The sequence below is a fragment of the Pseudomonas sp. RIT623 genome (assembly GCF_004519305.1).
Classification (GTDB): domain Bacteria; phylum Pseudomonadota; class Gammaproteobacteria; order Pseudomonadales; family Pseudomonadaceae; genus Aquipseudomonas.
The window spans coordinates 60,190-79,869 of record NZ_SOZA01000023.1 but is presented as its reverse complement, the minus strand read 5'-3'; the positions used below and the strand labels follow the sequence as shown (position 1 = coordinate 79,869).

The window sequence follows — 19,680 nt, the reverse complement described above, 5'->3', positions numbered from 1 at the left end:
AACGATGCAGTCGGGTCTTTGCGTCGCTGCAATGATCGTGTCGGCAGAGGTACGGTTGGCCGAACAGCAGCCTTGGAACTGCTTAAACCATCTCCAGAAACGTAGCCACCACCCGCCGCATCCGTTGCTCTCTCAGGCAAACCAGGGTTTCGGTCAAATGCCGCTGGCAATCGACAATCGGCAACGCGCACACCCGCGCATCGGCGCCGAACTCCGCCGCCGAAACCACCCCGACGCCGATCCCCACCACCACCGCCTCACGCGCGGCCTCACGGCCTTCGACCTGGATCGCCGGGCGAATCCGCAACCCCGCTCGCTGCATCTCCTCTTCCAGGGTCTGGCGCGTCACCGACCCCGGCTCGCGCAGCACCAACGGCGTGTCGTCCAGGTCCGCCAGGTTGATTGAACCGCGGCTGGCCCAGGGGTGCTGGTGCGAGACGAATGCCACCATCGGGTCACGGCGGATGGGCACGCAGTGCAGCCGTTCATCATCGACATCACGCCCGAGCAACGCCAGGTCGGCCTGGTAGCTGAACAACCGCGCCAGCGATTCATCGGTATTGCCCGTCTCGATCTTCACCTGGATCCCTGGATAACGCTGGCAGAACCGCGCCACCTGCGGCAGCACATGCACCGGCGCGTCCACCGCCAAGGTCAGGCTGCCGGTGTGCAAGGCCCGGGAGTCCTGCAGCAACTCCACAGCCTCGGCCTCGCAGGCGAACAGGCGCTGGGTCACACCCAGCAGGCGCTCGCCCAGGTCGGTCAGTTGCACCGAACGCTTGTTGCGCTGGAACAGCAACACCCCGAAGCGTTCCTCGAGCTTGCGCACCTGGTCGGACACCGCCGGCTGGGTGAGGAACAGCTTTTGTGCCGCACGGGTGAAGCTGCCCTGTTCGGCAACGGCGTGGAAGGCCTTGAGTTGAGCATGGGAAACCGACATCGAACACTCCGCTTACAAGCTGGGCTTATGTGTGAAATACGATAAATCGATTTTATTTATCAGTCAGCAGCTGTTTCCATGTGTTTCAACCCGACGCCTCTGCCACGAGCAGCGGGATGTCGGCCATGGCGGCACCACCGCCATCTGACCAAGTGACGTCCCTCCGTCACGCAGTGCGCAACACAACAACAAGACAGGCGTTTCTTCACATTCTGCCGGCACACTCAAACAAGAGGTCAGAGTCACATGAATCAATCCCTGGGCGCCATCAAACGCTGGCGCGTGCAGATTTTCGCGATCACCTGGCTGGCCTACGCCGCCTTCTACTTCACTCGCAAGGCCTTTTCGGTGGCCAAGCTTGGCATCGGCGAAGACCCATCGTTCATGCTCGACAAGGCGGCCATGGCCAACCTCGACGCCATCTACCTGGCCGCCTACGCCGTGGGCCAGTTCACCTGGGGCATGCTTGCCGACCGCTTCGGGCCACGGGTAGTGGTGCTGGGCGGGTTGCTGATTTCGGCCGCCGCCGCCGTGGCGATGGGCAGCTACGCGACTTTCCCGATCTTCGCCACCTGCATGCTGATCCAGGGCCTGGCCCAGTCCACCGGCTGGGCGGGGCTGTGCAAGAACATCGGCAGTTTCTTCCCAGCGTCCCAGCGTGGACGGGTGCTGGGGCTGTGGAGCTCGTGCTACGCCTTCGGCGGCCTGGTCGCCTCGCCGTTTGCTGGCTGGTGGGCCTACACCCTGGTCGGCAGCTGGCACGCGGCATTTTTCTCCAGTGCCGTGGTGGTGGCCGCGGTGGCGGTGCTGTTTTTCATCTTCCAGCGCAACAAACCCGAGGACGTCGGCCTGCCGGCGGTGGAGCCCGAACCGCAGAGCATGGCCGCGGGGGCGAACCTGTGCAGCGTCTGGGCACCGCTGCGCGAGATCCTGCGCAACCGCACGGTGCTGACCCTGGGCCTGGCCTACTTCATGCTCAAGCCCGCGCGCTACGCCATTCTGCTATGGGGGCCGGTGATTGTCTTCGAACAGATGCCCTCGGTGGGCAAGGTTGGCGCGGCGATCATCCCCACTGCCTTCGAGCTGGCCGGGCTGCTCGGGCCGATCCTCATCGGCCTGGCCTCGGACAAGCTGTTCGGCGCCCGGCGCATGCCGGCCTGCGTGATCAGCCTGGTATTGCTGACTTTGACCCTGGCCGGTTTCATGGCGGCGATGCACAGCGGCAGCGTGGTGCTGGTAGTGGCCTTGCTGTTCGTCATGGGCCTGACCCTGTACGGCCCGGACTCGATGATCAGCGGCGCCGCGGCCATCGACTTCGGCACGGCCAAGGCCGGCGCCACCGCGGCCGGCTTCGTCAACGGCTGCGGCTCGGTGGGCGCGGTGCTTGGCGGCTTGCTGCCGGGCTACTTCGACAGCGTCACGGTATTCATCGTCTTCGCCGGCACCGCGCTGTTCTCCGCCCTGGTGCTGCTGCCGCACTGGAACAGCCGTCCGGCAACGACACCCCAGGCCACCGACGTGGCGCCCAATACCGGCATGGCGATCAAGCCACTGCGGACCTAGAGGAAAACGAGCAGATGAGACCCTTCTGGCTGCAACAGGCTCTGGACCAGGAACAGGCGGCCCCATGCCCACCGCTGGCCGGCGACGCCCGCTGCGATGTGTGCATCGTCGGCGGCGGCTACACCGGGCTATGGACGGCCTTGATGCTCAAGGAACAGGCACCGCAGCTGGATGTGTTGTTGATCGAGGCCGACATCTGCGGCGCCGGGGCCAGCGGGCGCAATGGCGGCTGCGCGCTGTCCTGGTCGGCCAAGTACTTCACCCTCGCACGGCTGTTCGGGGAGCAGGAGGCGCTGCGCCTGGTGCGCGAGTCGGAGCAGAGCGTCGCGGCCATTGGCGCGTTCTGCGCCAGCAACGACATTGACTGCGACTACCGCATGGACGGTACCTTGTATACCGCCACCAACCGCGCACAGCTCGGCGCTACCGACGCGGTGATCGCGGCGCTGGAGCAACAGGGGATCAATTCCTTCCAGCGCTTGCCCCTGGAGCAGTTGCAGCGTCGGGCCGGTTCCGCGCGCCATCTCGAAGGCTGGTACTCGCCGGCAGCCGCCACGGTGCAGCCGGGGCGCCTGGTGCGTGGCCTGCGGCGGGTGGCGCTGGAGCGTGGGGTGCGTATTCACGAGGGCACGGCAATGACCGGCCTGGAGCATGGCGCGCCGGTGCAGGTGCGCACCCGCGCCGGCACTGTTCGCGCCGACCGCGTGGTGCTCGGCCTCAATGCCTGGATGGCGCGGGCCTTCCCACAGTTCGAGCGTAGCGTGGCGATCGTCTCCAGCGACATGGTGATCACCGAGCCGTGCCCCGAACTGCTGCGCCAGATCGGCCTGGACAGCGGCGTCAGCGTGCTCGACTCGCGGATCTTCGTGCACTACTACCACAACACCTCCGATGGCCGGCTGATGCTCGGCAAGGGCGGCAATACCTTCGCCTACGGCGGGCGCATGCTGCCGGTGTTCGACCAGCCGTCGCCGTATCAGCCGTTGCTGCGTGACAGCCTGGCGGAGTTCTTCCCGGCGTTGACCGAGGTACCGCTGGCGGCGAGCTGGAACGGACCGTCGGATCGCTCGGTGACCGGCTTGCCATTCTTTGGCCGGCTCGATGGCCAGGGCAACGTGTTCTACGGCTTCGGCTATTCGGGCAGCGGGGTAGGGCCGTGCCACATGGGCGGGCAGATCCTCGCGTCGCTGGCCTTGGGGCAGTCCAATGCCTGGACCCGCTCGCCGCTGGTCAAGGGCCCGCTGGGGCGTTTCCCGCCGGAGCCGGTGCGCTACCTGGGGTCGCTGATGGTGCGCAACGCCATCCGCCGCAAGGAGCGCGCCGAAGACCGCGGCGTGCGTCCGCGCGGGCTGGATGTGCGCCTGGCGAAGTTCGCGGCGGCGGCGGGGAAGGCCGACAAGGGCTGAAGCTGATGCGATTTCTTGTCGAACCCGGTGCGCAGGGCGTATAAACTCTCCCCACTTTTTGGCCGGTCGCTTCCTGAACCGGCCGCTGAAACAAAGAGAGTCGATATGGGCGCACAGTGGAAAGCCAAGCATAGAGAAACGGCGGCCAACGCCAAGGGCAAGATCATGGGCAAGCTGGCCAAGGAGATCCAGATCGCCGCCAAGTCCGGCGCCGACCCGGACATGAACCCGCGCCTGCGCCTGGCCATCGTCCAGGCCAAGAAAGCCTCGATGACCCGTGAGACCCTGGAACGCGCCATCAAGAAAGGCGCCGGCCTGGACGGCGAGGCCGTGCAGTACCATGCGGTCAGCTACGAAGGCTTCGCTCCGCACCAGGTGCCGCTGATCGTCGAGTGCCTGACCGACAACGTCAACCGTACCGTGGCGCAGATCCGCGTGCTGTTCCGCAAGGGCCAGTTGGGTGCCAGCGGCTCGGTGGCCTGGGACTTCAACCACGTCGGCCTGATCGAGGCGACTCCGGAAGGCGACGCCGACCCGGAAATGGCAGCCATTGAAGCCGGTGCCCAGGACTTCGAGGACGGTGAGGAAGAGGGTTCGACCTTGTTCATCACCGACACCACCGACCTGGACGCCGTGCAGAAAGCCCTGCCGGAGCATGGTTTCACCGTGACTTCGGCGAAGATAGGCTATACCCCGAAGAACCCGGTGAGCGCCGCCAGCCTGAGCGCCGAAGCGCTGGCCGAAGTCGAGGCCTTCCTCGAAGCCATCGACGAGAACGAAGACGTACAGAACGTCTATGTCGGCCTGACTGACTGAGCCGCGCGTTATCCTCGCGGGGCAAGCCCTCTCCCAGTGCGTCTGTGGGAGCGGGCTTGCCCCGCGAACATTTGCGGACCTGCGCCATGCACCCCACCTTCGCCTCCCTCAGCCTTGCCCACCTGCGCTCCCTCGACTGCCTCCTGCAGTTGAAGAACCTCAGCCACGCCGCCGAGCGCCTGGGTTGCAGCCAACCGGCGCTGAGCCGCCAGCTGGCCAGCCTGCGCGATGCCTTCGACGACCCGCTGCTGGTGCGCCAGGGGCGTGGCTACGTGCTCAGCGAACACGCCGAAACGCTGGTCGAGCCATTGCGCCAAGTGCTGGACGAGCTCAACGCCCTGCGCCAGCCCGCGGCATTCGACCCGGCGCGCTGCGAGCGGCGTTTCTGCCTGGCGGCCTCGGACTATGTGGCCGAACACATGCTGCCGCAGCTGGTGAAAGCGTTGGAGCAGGAAGCGCCGGGGGTGTCGCTGGAGTACCGCACCTGGCAGGCCGGGCAGTACGCCTTGCTCGCCGGCGGCGAGATCGACCTGGCCACCACGCTGTTCGACGAGTCGCCACCCAACCTGCACGGCCGGCTGCTGGGCGAGGACCGGGCGGTGTGCCTGATGCGCCATGACCATCCATTGAGTATTCGCGCCGAACTGAGCCAGGAAGACTACCTGGCCTTCAAGCACGTGCGGGTGTCCGGTGGCGGCGACAAGGACAGCTTCATCGACCGCCATCTGCGCGCCCAGGGGCTGCAGCGCCGCGTCACGCTGGAGGTGCCGTTCTTCAGCGCGATGGTCCAGGTGGTCGGCAACGGCCAGGCATTGGCCACGGTGCCCGAGCATATCGCCCGGCAACTGGCGCGGTTGCATGGCCTGAGCTGGCGGCCGATGGGCTTTGTCGAGCATACCCAGCGCTACTGGGTGGTGTGGCACCAGCGCCTGCAGGCCTCGGCAGAGCATCGTTGGCTGCGCAATCGGGTGTTCGAGGTGTGGCGCCAGTCGCACTTCGGCGTACAGGGCGGGCATGCGCCTTTGCCATAGCAGCTATGCGCGAAGCGGGGTTCTTTAGCCTGTGAGGGGCACCTAGACTGCGAGGCAATTGTGCAGCCAGGAGACCGCCCATGACCCCCGAACAATTCCGCCAATACGGCCACCAACTGATCGACCTGATCGCCGACTACCGCCAGAGCGTCGGCGAGCGCCCGGTCATGGCCCAGGTCGAGCCCGGCTACCTCAAGGCCGCGCTGCCCCAGGGCGCGCCTCGGCAAGGCGAGCCGTTCGAGGCCATCCTCGCCGACGTCGACAAGCTGGTCATGCCCGGCCTATCGCACTGGCAGCACCCGGATTTCTATGGCTACTTCCCCTCCAACGGCACCTTGTCCTCGGTGCTGGGCGACTTCCTCAGCACCGGCCTGGGCGTGCTCGGCCTGTCGTGGCAGTCCAGCCCGGCCCTGAGCGAGCTGGAGGAGACCACCCTCGACTGGCTGCGCCAGTTGCTGGGCCTCAGTGACCAGTGGAGCGGAGTGATTCAGGACACCGCCTCGACCAGCACCCTGGTGGCGCTGATCTGCGCCCGCGAGCGTGCCACCGACCATGCCCAGGTGCGTGGCGGCCTGCAGGGCCAGGCCAAGCCGTTGATCGTCTACGTCAGCGCCCACGCCCACAGCTCGGTGGACAAGGCCGCGCTGCTGGCGGGCTTTGGTCGTGACAACATCCGCCTGATCCCTACCGATGAGCAGTTCGCCATGCGTCCCGAGGCGCTGGAGGCGGCCATCGCCAAGGACCTGGTCGCCGGCAACCAGCCCTGCGCGGTGGTCGCCACCACCGGTACCACCACTACCACGGCATTGGACCCGCTGCGCGCGATCGGTGAAATCGCCCAGGCCAACCAGCTGTGGCTGCATGTAGACTCGGCCATGGCCGGCTCGGCGATGATCCTCCCGGAATGCCGCTGGATGTGGGACGGCATCGAGCTGGCCGACTCGGTGGTGGTCAATGCCCATAAATGGCTGGGCGTGGCTTTCGATTGCTCGATCTACTACGTGCGCGATCCACAGCACCTGATCCGGGTGATGAGCACCAACCCCAGCTACCTGCAATCGGCGGTCGACGGCGAGGTGAAGAACCTGCGTGACTGGGGCATCCCGCTGGGGCGTCGGTTCCGAGCGTTGAAACTGTGGTTCATGCTGCGCAGCGAGGGTGTCGAAGCCTTGCAGCAGCGTCTGCGCCGCGACCTGGACAATGCCCGCTGGCTGGCCGAGCAGGTCGCGGCGAGTGGCGACTGGGAGCTGCTGGCGCCGGTGCAGTTGCAGACCTTGTGCGTTCGCCATCGCCCAGCCGGGGTTGAGGGTGAGGCGCTGGATCGTCATACCCGCGCCTGGGCCGAACGCTTGAATGCCTCGGGTGAGGCCTATGTCACCCCTGCAACCTTGAACGGGGGCTGGATGGTGCGGGTGTCGGTCGGGGCGCTGCCGACCGAGCGCGAGCATGTGCAACGGTTGTGGCAGCGCCTGCAAGCTGTGGTGGCTTGAGCGACTGTTCGCCAGCAGGCTGGCTGCCACGGCAAGCCTTGCTGGCGAACAGCACCATAGTGGCTATCGGCCTGGTTGATGATTGTCTGTTCGCCGCCTGGGTGAAAGAGCCAGGCTATCGCTGTGCAACAGCGCCTCTATTAGACCTCTGGGCAGGCTCGACTAGTCTTTGTGCTGGTCCCGCGAAAAGCCGCTGCGCTCAAGCGCCTGGCGCCGCCGGCCAACCCTGATGAGGAGCAGGCTCACGCCTTGGCCGTGGCCGCTCCAAGACCTGGCAGCGCAACGACAACAACGCCCGGAAATCTGGACAGACCCGAACCAAAGGTAGACGCAGATGGCCAACGAATCGAAATGCCCGTTCCATCAAACCGCCGGTGGCGGCACCAGCAACCGTGACTGGTGGCCTGACCAGCTCAACCTGAAGATCCTTCACCAGCATTCGTCCAAGTCCGACCCCATGGACCCGGACTTCGACTATGCCAAGGCGTTCAAGAGCCTCGACTTCCAGGCCCTGAAGCAAGACCTGACCGCCTTGATGACCGATTCCCAGGACTGGTGGCCCGCCGACTTCGGCCACTACGGCCCGTTGTTCATTCGCATGGCCTGGCACAGTGCCGGCACCTACCGTATCGGCGATGGGCGTGGCGGCGCCGGTTCCGGCCAGCAACGCTTCGCCCCGCTCAACAGCTGGCCCGACAACGTCAGCCTGGACAAGGCCCGGCGCCTGCTGTGGCCGATCAAGCAGAAGTATGGCAACAAGATCTCCTGGGCCGACCTGATCGTGCTCACCGGCAACGTGGCCCTGGAGTCGATGGGCTTCAAGACCTTCGGTTTCTCTGGCGGGCGCTCCGATGTGTGGGAGCCGGACGAGGATGTCTACTGGGGCTCGGAGAAGGTCTGGCTGGGCGGCGATACCCGCTACGGCAAGGCCGAGCCGGCGGGCAAGGGCGACCTGGTGGCCGAGCCTGCCAAGCGCCCCGAGGAGCAGAGCCGCAACTTGGCGGGCGAGCGCAACCTGGAAAATCCCCTGGCCGCAGTGCAGATGGGGCTGATCTACGTCAACCCAGAGGGGCCGGACGGCACGCCGGACCCGGTCGCATCGGGCAAGGACATCCGCGACACCTTTGGCCGCATGGCCATGAACGATGAAGAGACCGTGGCGCTGATCGCCGGCGGCCACGCCTTCGGCAAGACCCATGGCGCAGGCCCTGCCGACAACGTCGGTGCCGAACCGGAGGCCGCGGGGCTGGAGCAGCAGGGGCTGGGCTGGGCCAACAAGTTCGGCACCGGCAAAGGCGGTGACACCATCACCAGCGGCCTGGAAGTAATCTGGACCTCGACGCCCACGCGCTGGAGCAACGAGTACCTGAACAACCTGTTCAACTTCGAATGGGAACTGACCAAGAGCCCGGCGGGTGCCCATCAGTGGCGGCCCAAGGATGGCAAGGGCGCAGGTACGGTGCCGGATGCCCACGATGCGTCGAAACGGCATGCGCCCTCGATGCTCACCTCTGACCTGGCGCTGCGCTTCGACCCGATCTACGAACCCATCGCCCGCCGCTTCAAGGACAACCCCGAGCAGTTGGCCGATGCCTTCGCCCGCGCCTGGTACAAACTGATCCACCGCGACATGGGCCCGCTGGCGCGTTACCTCGGCCCGGAAATGCCCAACGAGGAACTGCTCTGGCAAGACCCACTGCCCAAGGCCGGCGCGCAGCCCAGCGAGGCTGATATCGCCGCGTTGAAAGCCAAGGTCCTGGCCTCGGGCCTGAGCGTGGCCGAGCTGGTTTCCACTGCCTGGGCCTCGGCTTCGACCTTCCGCGGTTCCGACAAGCGCGGCGGGGCCAATGGCGCGCGTCTGCGCCTGGCGCCGCAAAAGGGCTGGGCCGCGAACCAGGGCGTGGACAAGGTACTCACGGCGTTGGAAAAAATCCGCGCCGAGGGTGGCAACAAGATATCGCTGGCCGACCTGATCGTCCTGGCCGGTAGCGCGGCGGTGGAAAAAGCCGCCAAGGACGCCGGGCATGACCTTAGCGTGCCGTTCCGCCCGGGGCGGGTGGATGCTTCGCAGGCGCAAACCGACGTCGAGTCGTTCGCCGTGCTCGAACCCCTGGCTGACGGTTTCCGTAATTTCAGCAAGGCGCGCTACAGCGTCAAGGCCGAAAAACTGCTGCTGGACAAAGCCCAGTTGCTGACCCTGACCGCGCCTGAGCTGGCGGTGTTGGTTGGCGGCCTGCGGGTGCTGGGCGCCAACCATGGCGCCAGCAAGGAGGGCGTGTTCACCGACAAGGTCGGGGTGCTCAGCAACGATTTCTTCCGCCACCTGTTGGACATGGGCGTGGAGTGGAAGCCGACCACGGCGGACAACGAAACCTTCGAGGGCCGCGAGCGCAAGACCGGGCAAGTGAAGTGGATTGCCAGCCGGGTCGATCTGGTGTTCGGCTCCCACGCCCAGTTGCGGGCCATCAGCGAGGTCTACGGCAGCAGTGACGGCGGGCAGAAATTTGCCAAGGACTTTATCGCCGCCTGGGTGAAAGTCATGGAACTGGATAGGTTCGATCTGTAGCCGGTTCCACGCACCGCGTTGCCTGCTTCGCCAGCAAGGCTGGCTCCTACAGGACGTAGGAGCCGGCTTGCCGGCGAACGCCGGCGCCGCCGGTGCCATCCACCGCGGGCTGAAATGCCTAGTGAACCGCTTCGCTCGCCACCTCACCTTGCGCTGTATCGCCGGGCTCGTCATGCAGCGATATCCGCGACGTCTCCGGCAACGCCAACCCCCCTAGCAATGCCAGCAAGGCGATTGCCACCAGGTAGAACGCCGGCGCCAGGCGGCTGCCGCTTTGCTCGATCAACCAGGTCGCCAGCAACGGTGCAGTGCCGCCGAACAGGGTGTAGGCCAGGTTGTAGGTGATCGCCGAGGCGGTATAACGGCTGCGGGTCGGGAAGCACTCCGACAGCAGCGCTGCGGTGACCACACCACTCATCAGCGCGCCAACGGCCAGCAGGATCACCCCCAGCAAGGCCCCGGCCAGCGAACCGGAGCTGGCCAGCCAGTAGGCAGGCAATACCGCGAACATCACCCACAGGCAGGTAAAGCCAATGGTCCGTCGACGCCCGACCCGGTCGGAGAATGCCCCGGCCAGCGGGCAGCCAGCGGCGGCGAACAACAGCGCCACGGTGGACACCAGCAAGGCTTGGGCCCGGCTGAGCTGGCCGACGGTTTGCAGGTAGGTGGCGAAGTAGGTGGTGAACATGTAGAACGACAGCGCCGTCAGCGAGATGAACGCGCCCAGGTTGCGGATCGTGCGGCCATGGTGACGCAGGGTGTCGCCCAGCGGCGAGTGCGCATGGCGCTTGCCCTCGGCCATGGCCTGGCGGAAGGCCGGGGTTTCCTCCATACGCCAGCGCAGATACAAGCCGACCAGTCCCAGGGGCGCGGCGATCAGGAACGGGATGCGCCAGCCCCAGGCGCTCATCGCCTCGGGCGTCAGGCTCGCCTCCAGGGCGTAGGCGATCACTGCCGCGCAGGCGAAGGCGCTGAAGGTCGAGACCGGCACGAAGCTGCCATAGAATGCGCGCCGCTGTTGCGGCGCATGCTCCATCAGGTAGGCGCAGGCCCCGGCATACTCGCCGCCGGCGCTGAACCCCTGCAGGCAGCGAGCCAGGGTCAGCAGCAGCGGGGCCAGCACCCCGATGCTGGCGTAGGTGGGCAGCAGGCCGATCAAGGTGGTGGAGCCGGCCATCAGCAGGATGGTCAACGACAGAATACGCTTGCGCCCAAGGCGGTCGCCCAGGGCGCCGAACACGATGCCGCCCAAGGGGCGCAGGGCGAAGGCCACGGCGAACACGGCGAAGGTCTTGAGCAGGGCGACGCTGGCGTTTTCACCGGTGAAGAACTGGCTGGCGATCAGCGTGGCGAGGAAACCGTAGACGGCGAAGTCGAACCATTCGACGAAGTTGCCGATGGCCGAGGCGGCGATCACCCGTCGCAGGGTCGCGGGCGGAACCTCATGGGGGATGGACATGGACGTGCTCTCCGGTGGTCTGGCAGCCTGGACGAACGCACCGCGCTCATGGCGCGCCGTCATTGTTGTCAAGGCAGTAGACAGGCCAGCGGCAGAGGGTGTTGTGTCGAGGGCGACACCGGGATGCCTATTAGGGCCTGGAGGGGCAGGGCACAAGCCCGTGCCCATGCATCATTCCCGATCACACCCCGCCGTTACCGGCCAGGTATGCATCGGCCGCAAGTCCTTGACCAGGTCGGGCACATCGATCGGCGCCTCGCCCGCCCCAAGCAGCGCCTCTATCTCATGCACGCTGCGCAGGTATGGGTCCAGGTTGGTGCCCAGCCCAGCCTCGTGGGGAATCCACCAGCCGATGACCTGGGGCTGGCCCTGGTCATCCTCGGTCAGCAGCACTTTCCAGAATGCCTCCGGGGTCGCGATGCCGTGGGAAGCGACGAAGTGATCGTTATCCGGCGCCTGGCCCGAGTGCCCGAACACCACGCCGCCGATCACCGTCACCGGGTGCCGGTCGCGGTAGCACTCGGTCAGCAGCTCGGTCTGGTACCAGGTGCGGCTGTTGTGCGCGGCCAACTGCGGGACGATGTTGCTCATCAGGTTGGAGGCGTCCATCGCCGCGCGATCGTCGTCGAAATGGTTGTTCGCCGCCAGGTGACCACGGTGATAACCCTTGGGCGATGAATAGGCCTTGGCTGAGTGTTGGCCCTTGCAGCCCGCGGGCAGGCCGCGGTCGATGCGGAAGTTGTCGATACGCGGCAGATGGCCTTCGTCCCGGCCCAGGGTAAAGGCGAAGCGGTGCGGCTCGCCGCGCTGGCAGTCGTACCAGAGCTGGAAGCGACCCTGGTCGAGCAGGGTGAGCGCTGTGAAGGCGGGCGTTGGCGCCGGAGGCGATGGCAGGCGCGGTGCGCAGGATGTGAGGCTGAGCAGGAACAGCAGGAACAGCAAACGCATGCCGCGTCATCCATGAGAAAAGCGGCGAATCCTACAGCATGGCCGGGGCGATCTGTAGCCTGGGGCGCGACCAGGCCTAGGCCGCCCGTTCAAGCACATCCAGCAGCTCGACGAACTCCCGCGTCAAGCGATGCCGGGGAGCCAGGTGCACCAGGGGCACCGCCGCCTCGTGGGACTCGCGCATCTTGATCGAGCTGCTCAGGTATATCGGCAGTACCGGCAGGCCCTCGCCGCGCAATTGTTCGACCAGGGTCTGGTGCATCGCCGTGCGCCCGGCGAACTGGTTGACCACCACGCCCTCGACCGCCAGCCCGGCATTGTGCGCCTGGCGCAGTTCCTCGACCTCGGCCATCACCTTGTGCAGGGCCTGGCGCGAAAAACTGTCGCAATCGTAGGGGATCAGCAACCGTTCGGCCGCGATCAGGGCACTGAAGGTATAGAAGTTGAGCGCAGGCGGGGTGTCGATGTAAATGCGTTCATAGTCGCCCGACAGCGCCACCAGCAACTTGCGCAGCTTGTTGATCTTGAACTTGCTTTGCAGCTTGCCTTGCAGGTCGGCCAGGTCGGGGCTGGCGGTGACCAGGTGCAGGTTGGCGTAGCGGGTTTCGGTAATGGCCACCCGATGGCGCTTGCCGCTGGCCGGGTTGGGCGCCAGGGTCTGGCGGAAGAAGTCGGTGATGCCCGCCGGGATCGCGCCGGCACTGAGACCGGTGAGGTAATAGGTAGCATTGGCTTGCGGGTCAAGGTCCACCAGCAAGGTCCGGTAGCCTTCTGCGGCGCTGGCAGCGGCCAGGTTGCAGGCGATGCTGGACTTGCCGACCCCACCTTTCTGGTTGAACACGACACGACGCATGGCAGTCATCCTTGAATGGAAAATGTCAGAGCGCGGTCAATCCTATGACTGTAACGTGACAGTTTTAAGACAGTGCTTGTTACATTGCCCCCCGAGTATCAGGATGGCGGCTCACATCAGCGCCAGGAGGCAACCATGGGCATGCGCGGCAACGACCGGCAGATCGACAACATCGAGTTCAACGTGGCCGATATCGCCCGCAGCAAGGCGTTCTATGGCCAGGTGTTCGGCTGGACCTTCACCGACTTCGGGCCAAGCTACACCGAGTTCAGCGATGGCCGCTTGACAGGCGGTTTCACTACCGGGGAGCCGGTACGCCCCGGCGGGCCGCTGGTGATTCTTTATGCCGATGACCTGGCCGAGGCACAGCGCCGCGTCGAGGCGGCGCAAGGGCGGATCAGCCGGGCGGTGTTCGCCTTTCCAGGTGGGCGGCGCTTTCACTTCATCGACCCGGATGGCTACGAACTGGCGGTGTGGTCGAGCAGTTGAGCTTTACTCGCCGGATGCTTCGGGGCCTGCACTGCCGACTTGATTGCGACCGTTCTGCTTGGCCATGTAGAGGGCATCGTCCGCACGCTTGAGCACGGCTGATGGCACTTCATGTTCGGTGGCGAGCCAATGGGCCACGCCCAGGGATATGGTCAAGCGTCCGACTGGTGCGAAAAACGTTTGCTCCACTGACAGGCGAAGACGTTCGGCCACGTTGCCGGCTGCTGTCAGGCTGGCGCCGGGCAACAGCATCAGAAACTCCTCGCCGCCGGTGCGGCACAGCACATCGCCTTCCCGGCAGGCGCCGCGCATCAGCTCGGCCAGGCGTCGCAGCACGGCGTCGCCAACATCGTGCCCGTGGGTGTCATTGACCTGTTTGAAATGGTCCACGTCCAGCACGATGGCGGCGAACGGCTGCGCCTCGGCTTGCCAGTGGCTCAAGGTGGTGGCCAGCCCGCGGCGGTTGACCAGCCCGGTCAGCGGATCGGTCTGGGCGTCGCGGTTCAGGCGGCCGATGCGCTCCTGCAGCAGGTTCAGGCCGAACAGCAGGGCGCGCTTGAGCTCGGCGGCTTCGAAGTACCAGGCGCGGACCCGGTGGATGCGCTCGGCGGTGCTGGCGCGGTCCAGGCTGCGTGCGGCCGCGGCCAACTGCCACAGCGGGCGGACGATGATCAGCGCCAGCCACCACAACAGCAGACAGCCGAGCAGCGCCAGCGGCGCGGAAATACCGATCACGTTGAGAATCAGGTGGTGCATCGGTGCGACGGTCGCCGCCAGCGGCTGCTGCGCCACCACGCTCCAGCCGCTACTCGGCACGCTGGCGAAGCCGGCCAGCATCTCCACGCCCTGGCTGTTGATCACCCGCCGGGTGCCACTGCCCAGGGTGGCCAGTTCATCCACCAGGCTGTTACCGGCCACCAGCGTGCCGACACGGTCGCTGTCGGGGTGGTACAACAGGCGGTGGTTGCGGTCGACCACGTAGAGGTATGAGCCGTCCTGGTAGAAGTGCTCACCCAACAAGCCCTTGAGGATATTGCGCTCACGCAGGTACAGGCTGCCGCCGACATAGCCCAGGTAGTGCCCTTGGGCGTCATAGATTGGTTGCGACAGGGCCACCACCAGGTTGTTGGCCGCTGAAAGGTACGCCGGGGACACCAGCGTGCGCTGTTCGCGCAGGGCTTGCAGGGCGCCGGGGGAGGTGGAAGGGGTACCGATGAGGTGGCGCAACGAGGCGGGTGAAATTGCCCGCAGGGTGCCCCGGGCATCGACCATGAAGGTGGAGTTGAAGGCGCTGCTTTGGCGCAGCACGCGTTCGGTCTCGGCCTGCAAGGCCGCGTCGTCGTTCAGTTGGCGGCCTTGTACCTCGGCGCTGAACGCAAGCTGTTGCAAGGCATTGCCCAGGGACGTCTCGGTGATGGCGGCCAGCTTGGCGGCATACACGCGGTTGGCCTCCAGCGCGTGATCGATCAGCAACTGGCGCTGCACCCGGTAGCTGGCGAAATAGCTGCTCAGCAGCATCACCACGGCGGTCAGCGCGCAGAGAACGAGGATAAGCGTGCGCAGGTCCAGGCGCAGGCCATGCTTGGCGTGTGGCAATCCAGGTCTCACCGACGGTAAAAGGGGATCAACCTTACTCGTTTACCTCTTGGGGAACCATGGGCGACCCGCGCTTTTTCTGCAGGAAAACGCCTCAGCCCAAGCTGCGCTCGATAGCGCCTTGTACCAGGCTTTGCATCAGGCTCAACCCTTCGACCTCGCTCAGGGCCCGTGCGCGCAGCATGCCCGGCAGCTGGTTGAGCAAGGTCGCCAGCACATGCCCGGTGGCCGCCAGCGCTTCACCGCTGCGGCGCGCTTGCGGTGCGACCAGGCGTAGCAGGCCAGCCTCGTAGCGTTCGCGCAAGGCGCCCAGGCGTGCCTGTTGCTCGATGCTCAGGCAGCAGAAGTCGCGTTCGGCCAGGCGGAACTGCATCGGTCGTTCGGCCTGCAACTGCCAGTGCGCGCCGATCAGGCAGGGCAGTACCGGACTGCCCTGGGCCCGGGCCCGGCGGCCTTGCTCCAGGGTGGCCTGCAGTTCCTCGTAGAGCTCCTCGATCAGGTCGTAGAGCAGGTCCTGCTTGCTGGGGAAGTGGTGATACAGCGAGCCCGCGGTCAGGCCCACGTGCGCTGCCAGCTCACGCATGCTGACCTGGCCGAAACCCTTCTCGGCGAACAGGGCCATGGCCCGGTCGCGCCGTTCCTCGAAATTGGCGCAGCGCAGCGCCGCGTTGACCGGGGGCATGGCCTGCGCTCCTCAGTAGCTGAAGAAGCCGCGGCCGCTCTTGCGCCCGAGGTAGCCGGCGGCGACCATCTCCTTGAGCAGCGGGGCGGGGCGGTACTTGCTGTCGTTGAAGCCCTCATGGAAGGCCTCCATGATCGCCAGCAGGGTGTCCAGGCCCACCAGGTCGGCCAGGGCCAGCGGGCCGATCGGCTGGTTGCAGCCCAGGCGCATGCCGGTGTCGATGTCCTCGGCGCTGGCCAGGCCTTCCTGGCGCACGAAGATCGCCTCGTTGATCATCGGCACCAGGATGCGGTTGACCACAAAGCCTGGGCGGTTGCCGGCGGTGATCGGCGTCTTGCCGAGCTTTTCGGTCACCAGCAGCGCCTGGGCGTAGGTGCTGTCGCTGGTCTGCAGGCCGCGGATGATCTCGACCAGGGCCATCATCGGCACTGGGTTGAAGAAGTGCACGCCGATGAAGCGCTGCGGGTTGTCGATGCTGGCGGCCAGTTGGGTCACAGACAGCGACGAGGTGTTGGTGGCGATCAGACAGTCGGCGCTCACGTTGGCCGCCACCTGCTGGAGAATGCGTTGCTTGAGGGCCAGGTTCTCGGTGGCCGCCTCGATCACCAGTTGTGCATCGGCCAGCTTCGCGTAATCGGTGCTGGTGCGGATACGCGCCTTGGCCGCATCGGCCTTGTCGGCCTCGACGGTGCCTTTGCTGACCTGGCGCTCGAGGTTCTTGCCCAGGGTGGCCAGGCCCCGCTCCAGGGCCGCCTCGGCCACGTCCACCAGCAAAACCTGGTAACCGGCCAGGGCGCAGACCTGGGCGATACCGTTGCCCATGGTGCCGGCGCCAATCACGGCGATCTGTTCGATAGTCATCCTGCTGGCTCCTTAAACGCGTTCGAAGACGATGGCGATGCCCTGGCCGCCGCCGATGCACATGGTCGCCAGGGCGTAGCGGCCTTGGGTGCGGTGCAGTTCGTGAATGGCCTTGGTGGCGATGATTGCGCCCGTGGCGCCGACCGGGTGGCCGAGGGAGATGCCCGAGCCGTTGGGGTTGACCTTTTCCGGGTCGAAGCCCAGCGTGCGGGCCACGGCGCAGGCCTGGGAGGCGAAGGCCTCGTTGGACTCGATCACGTCCAGGTCGGCCACCTTCAGGCCAGCTTTTTCCAGCACCTTCTGGGTCGCTGGAATCGGCCCCAGGCCCATCAGCGCCGGCTCGACACCGGCATGGGCGTAGGCCACCAGGCGCGCCAGTGGTTTAAGGCCCAGGCGCTGCACCGCATCGCCCGTGGCCAGCACCAGGGCGGCGGCGCCGTCGTTGATGCTGCTGGCGTTGCCGGCGGTGACGGTGCCGTCCTTCTTGAACACCGCCTTCATGGCGGCGAGTTGTTCGGCGCTGGCGTCGGCGCGCACGTTCTCGTCCACGGCGAACTGCACGGTGCCTTTGCGGGTTTTCAGCTCGATGGGCACGATCTGGCTGTCGAAGCGGCCTTCGGCGATGGCGCGGGCAGCGCGATGCTGGCTGGTCAGGGCCAGTTCATCCTGCATTTCGCGGGTGATGCCATGGGCCGCGGCGACGTTCTCGGCGGTGATGCCCATGTGGAAGTGTTCGAACGGGTCCTGAAGAATGCCAACCATGTAGTCGATGCCTTGCAGGTCGCCCATGCGCGCGCCCCACCGGGCTTGCGGCAGCAGGTACGGGCCGCGGCTCATGGATTCGGCGCCGGCGGCCAGGGCGATGTCGCTGTCGCCCAGCAGCAGGCCCTGGGCGGCCGAAACGATCGCCTGCAGGCCCGAGCCGCACAGGCGGTTGACACTGAACGCCGGGGTTTCCTTGGGGATGCCGGCGTTCATGGCCGCCACCCGGCCCAGGTAGGCGTCGCGCGGTTCGGTGGGGATCACGTTGCCCATCACCACATGGCCGATCTGCTCGGCGGGCACGCCTGAGCGTTCGATGGCGGCACGGCTCACCTGGGTGGCCAGGTCGGCCAGGGGCAGGTCCTTGAGCGAACCGCCGAAGCTGCCGATGGCCGAGCGTACCGCGCTGACGACGTAGATTTCTGTGCTGCTCATGAAGGGCTCCGTGTGCGAAGGCATGGCGAGGTGGGGCGAGGCTCTGCGACAATGCGCGCCAGCTTCTTGCAACCCCGTGGGTGGGTCGAGTCTAGGCAATGGCCCGCCAGCGGCCTATGCCGGATCTGCTCAGCCAGCCTGGCATTTTTTGCCACTCAGTCCAGACAGCGAGCTACTTGGCGATGCGCGATAGCGATACGGTCGCGGTGTACTTTCTCAATGCCATGCTGCATGCCCTGCGCGAGCGCCCGGCGGCGCGCGACGCGCACCTGCGCGCGGTGGGTATCGACCCGGCGGTGCTGGCCCAGCCCCAGGCGCGGGTGCCGGCCAAGGCTTTCGCCCAGCTGTGGCTGGCGCTGATCGACCAATTACACGACGAGTTCTTCCACCTCGACCGCCACGGCATGCCGCTGGGCAGTTTCGCCCTGATTTGCCGCGGGCTGATCCAGGAGCCGGACCTGGGCAAGGCCTTGCGCCAGTGTCTGGGCAACTTCGGCCTGTTCCTGCGCGACCTGCGTGGCAGTGTCAGCGTGCGCGGCGCCCGGGCGGTGATCAGCGTGACCTCGAGCATCGACGATCCCTTGACCCGGGTGTATGCCGAGGAAACCTACCTGGTGCTGGTGGTTGGCCTGCTGTGCTGGCTGGCCGGGCGGCGTATCGCCATCGACCGTACTGAACTTGCGTTGGCGCGCCCGGCCCAGGAGGACGACGCCCTGCTCTGGGGGCCGGACCTGCGCCTGGGCAGCGGGCGTACCGAGGTGGAGTTCGACAGCGCCTGGTTGCGCCTGCCGGTGGTACAGGACCTGGCAGCGCTGAAGACCTTCTTGCGCAGCGCGCCGCAGGGGCTGGTGATCCGCTTTCGCAACCAGAACGGCCTGGTGGCGGAGGTCTACCGGCACCTGCGCGCCCGCCACTACGGGCAGTGGCCGACCCTAAACGCCATGGCCGAGCGCCAGCGGCTCAGCGCCAGCAGCTTTCGCCGGCAACTGGAGCGCGAAGGGCGCTCGTACCAGCAGATCAAGGACGAGGTGCGCCGGGCCATGGCCTTCGAGCTGCTTCGCGAAGGGCGCCTGAGTATTGCCGAGATCGCCGGGCAGACTGGCTTCCAGGAGCCGAGCGCGTTTCACCGGGCGTTCAAGAAGTGGACCGGGCAGAGCCCGGGCAGCTACCGGGCACGGGTGTCAGCCGGCGGCCAGACGCCTTGACGGCTGGCCGTGTCAGGCCGGCACCATGGCAAAGCCCACGCCGAAGCGGTTCCAGGCATTGATGGTGGCGATGGCCAGGGTCAGGTTGGCGATTTCAGTGGCATCGAAGTGCTCCAGCAACGCCGAGTACTCCGCCTGCGGCGCGCCGCGTTCGGGCAGGCGGGTCAGGCTTTCGACCCAGGCCAGGGCGGCCCGTTCACGCGGGCTGAAATAGCGGGTTTCGCGCCAGACGCTCAAGGTCTGCAGGCGCGCCTCGGTTTCGCCGGCCTTGCGCGCATCGTTGGCATGCATGTTCACGCAGTAGGCGCAGCCGTTGATCTGCGAGGCGCGCAGGCGCACCAGCTCCAGCAGCGAGTGCTCCAGGCCCGAGCTGACCAGCGCTTGCTCGAGGCCGACCATGGCCTTGTAGGCCAGCGGCGAGTGTTTGGCCCATTCGATTCGGTCGTGCATGTCCAGGCTCCAGTGATTGAGGGTAAGTGGCGTTACCTTAGCGCCAGCGCGGGCGACGCCGAATAGCCAATGCAGCGCTTTATCGGGAGGCCAATGCCGCCATTCAGGTGGCCACTGACAGGCATCCA

The 19,680-nt window shown here is 66.3% G+C and carries 17 protein-coding genes; 8 read left to right on the top strand and 9 right to left on the bottom strand.

Annotation, left to right across the window (positions count from 1 at the left end; all coding sequences use genetic code 11):
* Positions 1-82: 82 nt before the first annotated feature.
* Entirely contained in the window at positions 83-940 is an 858-nt protein-coding gene (locus tag E3U47_RS16180) for a LysR substrate-binding domain-containing protein (RefSeq protein WP_134692692.1), read from the bottom strand.
* A gap of 246 nt (positions 941-1,186) precedes the next feature.
* Here E3U47_RS16180 and E3U47_RS16175 point away from each other — a divergent pair, with 246 nt between their 5' ends.
* The 6 genes from E3U47_RS16175 to katG all read left to right on the top strand — a co-directional run bounded on the left by E3U47_RS16175 (position 1,187) and on the right by katG (position 9,812).
* Entirely contained in the window at positions 1,187-2,503 is a 1,317-nt protein-coding gene (locus tag E3U47_RS16175; protein ID WP_134692691.1) for an MFS transporter, read from the top strand.
* A 14-nt stretch (positions 2,504-2,517) separates the two neighbouring features.
* A complete protein-coding gene (locus tag E3U47_RS16170; protein ID WP_134692690.1) occupies positions 2,518-3,909 on the top strand; it encodes an FAD-dependent oxidoreductase in 1,392 nt (463 codons plus the stop codon).
* Positions 3,910-4,014: 105 nt separating this feature from the next.
* Positions 4,015-4,725, top strand: coding sequence for a YebC/PmpR family DNA-binding transcriptional regulator (locus E3U47_RS16165; protein WP_023631852.1), 711 nt, complete (start codon positions 4,015-4,017; stop codon positions 4,723-4,725).
* 86 nt (positions 4,726-4,811) lie between these two features.
* On the top strand, positions 4,812-5,756 hold the full coding sequence (locus E3U47_RS16160; RefSeq protein WP_134692689.1) for a LysR family transcriptional regulator: 945 nt from the start codon (positions 4,812-4,814) through the stop codon (positions 5,754-5,756).
* Between the two features lie 80 nt (positions 5,757-5,836).
* Positions 5,837-7,246 (top strand): DOPA decarboxylase, encoded by a 1,410-nt coding sequence (locus E3U47_RS16155; protein ID WP_134692688.1) that lies wholly within the window; start codon positions 5,837-5,839, stop codon positions 7,244-7,246.
* A 334-nt stretch (positions 7,247-7,580) separates the two neighbouring features.
* A complete protein-coding gene (gene katG / locus E3U47_RS16150; protein WP_134692687.1) occupies positions 7,581-9,812 on the top strand; it encodes a catalase/peroxidase HPI in 2,232 nt (743 codons plus the stop codon).
* A 118-nt stretch (positions 9,813-9,930) separates the two neighbouring features.
* On the opposite strand, the gene E3U47_RS16145 is transcribed toward katG, so the two are convergent.
* From E3U47_RS16145 to E3U47_RS16135, 3 genes are all read right to left on the bottom strand, one after another.
* Positions 9,931-11,271 carry an MFS transporter gene (locus E3U47_RS16145; RefSeq protein WP_134692686.1) on the bottom strand — a complete coding sequence of 447 codons (1,341 nt, stop codon included), beginning with the start codon at positions 11,269-11,271 and terminating at the stop codon, positions 9,931-9,933.
* 171 nt (positions 11,272-11,442) lie between these two features.
* Entirely contained in the window at positions 11,443-12,219 is a 777-nt protein-coding gene (locus tag E3U47_RS16140) for a DNA/RNA non-specific endonuclease (RefSeq protein ID WP_134692685.1), read from the bottom strand.
* A 76-nt stretch (positions 12,220-12,295) separates the two neighbouring features.
* Positions 12,296-13,072: a ParA family protein gene (locus E3U47_RS16135; protein ID WP_134692684.1), complete on the bottom strand. Its 777-nt coding sequence runs from the start codon at positions 13,070-13,072 to the stop codon at positions 12,296-12,298.
* Positions 13,073-13,207: 135 nt separating this feature from the next.
* Between E3U47_RS16135 and E3U47_RS16130 the strand changes: the two genes are divergently transcribed.
* Positions 13,208-13,561, top strand: coding sequence for a VOC family protein (locus E3U47_RS16130; protein WP_134692683.1), 354 nt, complete (start codon positions 13,208-13,210; stop codon positions 13,559-13,561).
* Between the two features lie 3 nt (positions 13,562-13,564).
* Here E3U47_RS16130 and E3U47_RS16125 read toward each other — a convergent pair whose 3' ends face one another.
* From E3U47_RS16125 to E3U47_RS16110, 4 genes are all read right to left on the bottom strand, one after another.
* Positions 13,565-15,157 (bottom strand): sensor domain-containing diguanylate cyclase, encoded by a 1,593-nt coding sequence (locus tag E3U47_RS16125; RefSeq protein WP_134692682.1) that lies wholly within the window; start codon positions 15,155-15,157, stop codon positions 13,565-13,567.
* Positions 15,158-15,251: 94 nt separating this feature from the next.
* Positions 15,252-15,839, bottom strand: coding sequence for a TetR/AcrR family transcriptional regulator (locus E3U47_RS16120; RefSeq protein ID WP_134692681.1), 588 nt, complete (start codon positions 15,837-15,839; stop codon positions 15,252-15,254).
* A gap of 12 nt (positions 15,840-15,851) precedes the next feature.
* Positions 15,852-16,700: a 3-hydroxybutyryl-CoA dehydrogenase gene (locus E3U47_RS16115; RefSeq protein ID WP_134692680.1), complete on the bottom strand. Its 849-nt coding sequence runs from the start codon at positions 16,698-16,700 to the stop codon at positions 15,852-15,854.
* Between the two features lie 12 nt (positions 16,701-16,712).
* Entirely contained in the window at positions 16,713-17,897 is a 1,185-nt protein-coding gene (locus E3U47_RS16110; protein ID WP_134692679.1) for an acetyl-CoA C-acyltransferase family protein, read from the bottom strand.
* Positions 17,898-18,079: 182 nt separating this feature from the next.
* Between E3U47_RS16110 and E3U47_RS16105 the strand changes: the two genes are divergently transcribed.
* The gene (locus E3U47_RS16105) at positions 18,080-19,102 is read left to right on the top strand and encodes an AraC family transcriptional regulator (protein WP_134692678.1); all 1,023 of its coding nucleotides are present in this window, start codon (positions 18,080-18,082) and stop codon (positions 19,100-19,102) included.
* Positions 19,103-19,114: 12 nt separating this feature from the next.
* On the opposite strand, the gene E3U47_RS16100 is transcribed toward E3U47_RS16105, so the two are convergent.
* Positions 19,115-19,552, bottom strand: coding sequence for a carboxymuconolactone decarboxylase family protein (locus tag E3U47_RS16100; RefSeq protein ID WP_134692677.1), 438 nt, complete (start codon positions 19,550-19,552; stop codon positions 19,115-19,117).
* Positions 19,553-19,680: the final 128 nt, after the last annotated feature.

What these genes read in the sequence shown, in the direction of transcription:
- E3U47_RS16180 (WP_134692692.1), bottom strand. Translation starts at nt 940, where the DNA reads ATGTCGGTTTCCCATGCTCAACTCAAGGCCTTCCACGCCGTTGCCGAA.
- E3U47_RS16175 (WP_134692691.1), top strand. Translation starts at nt 1,187, where the DNA reads ATGAATCAATCCCTGGGCGCCATCAAACGCTGGCGCGTGCAGATTTTC.
- E3U47_RS16170 (WP_134692690.1), top strand. Translation starts at nt 2,518, where the DNA reads ATGAGACCCTTCTGGCTGCAACAGGCTCTGGACCAGGAACAGGCGGCC.
- E3U47_RS16165 (WP_023631852.1), top strand. Translation starts at nt 4,015, where the DNA reads ATGGGCGCACAGTGGAAAGCCAAGCATAGAGAAACGGCGGCCAACGCC.
- E3U47_RS16160 (WP_134692689.1), top strand. Translation starts at nt 4,812, where the DNA reads ATGCACCCCACCTTCGCCTCCCTCAGCCTTGCCCACCTGCGCTCCCTC.
- E3U47_RS16155 (WP_134692688.1), top strand. Translation starts at nt 5,837, where the DNA reads ATGACCCCCGAACAATTCCGCCAATACGGCCACCAACTGATCGACCTG.
- katG (WP_134692687.1), top strand. Translation starts at nt 7,581, where the DNA reads ATGGCCAACGAATCGAAATGCCCGTTCCATCAAACCGCCGGTGGCGGC.
- E3U47_RS16145 (WP_134692686.1), bottom strand. Translation starts at nt 11,271, where the DNA reads ATGTCCATCCCCCATGAGGTTCCGCCCGCGACCCTGCGACGGGTGATC.
- E3U47_RS16140 (WP_134692685.1), bottom strand. Translation starts at nt 12,219, where the DNA reads ATGCGTTTGCTGTTCCTGCTGTTCCTGCTCAGCCTCACATCCTGCGCA.
- E3U47_RS16135 (WP_134692684.1), bottom strand. Translation starts at nt 13,072, where the DNA reads ATGCGTCGTGTCGTGTTCAACCAGAAAGGTGGGGTCGGCAAGTCCAGC.
- E3U47_RS16130 (WP_134692683.1), top strand. Translation starts at nt 13,208, where the DNA reads ATGGGCATGCGCGGCAACGACCGGCAGATCGACAACATCGAGTTCAAC.
- E3U47_RS16120 (WP_134692681.1), bottom strand. Translation starts at nt 15,839, where the DNA reads ATGCCCCCGGTCAACGCGGCGCTGCGCTGCGCCAATTTCGAGGAACGG.
- E3U47_RS16115 (WP_134692680.1), bottom strand. Translation starts at nt 16,700, where the DNA reads ATGACTATCGAACAGATCGCCGTGATTGGCGCCGGCACCATGGGCAAC.
- E3U47_RS16110 (WP_134692679.1), bottom strand. Translation starts at nt 17,897, where the DNA reads ATGAGCAGCACAGAAATCTACGTCGTCAGCGCGGTACGCTCGGCCATC.
- E3U47_RS16105 (WP_134692678.1), top strand. Translation starts at nt 18,080, where the DNA reads ATGCGCGATAGCGATACGGTCGCGGTGTACTTTCTCAATGCCATGCTG.
- E3U47_RS16100 (WP_134692677.1), bottom strand. Translation starts at nt 19,552, where the DNA reads ATGCACGACCGAATCGAATGGGCCAAACACTCGCCGCTGGCCTACAAG.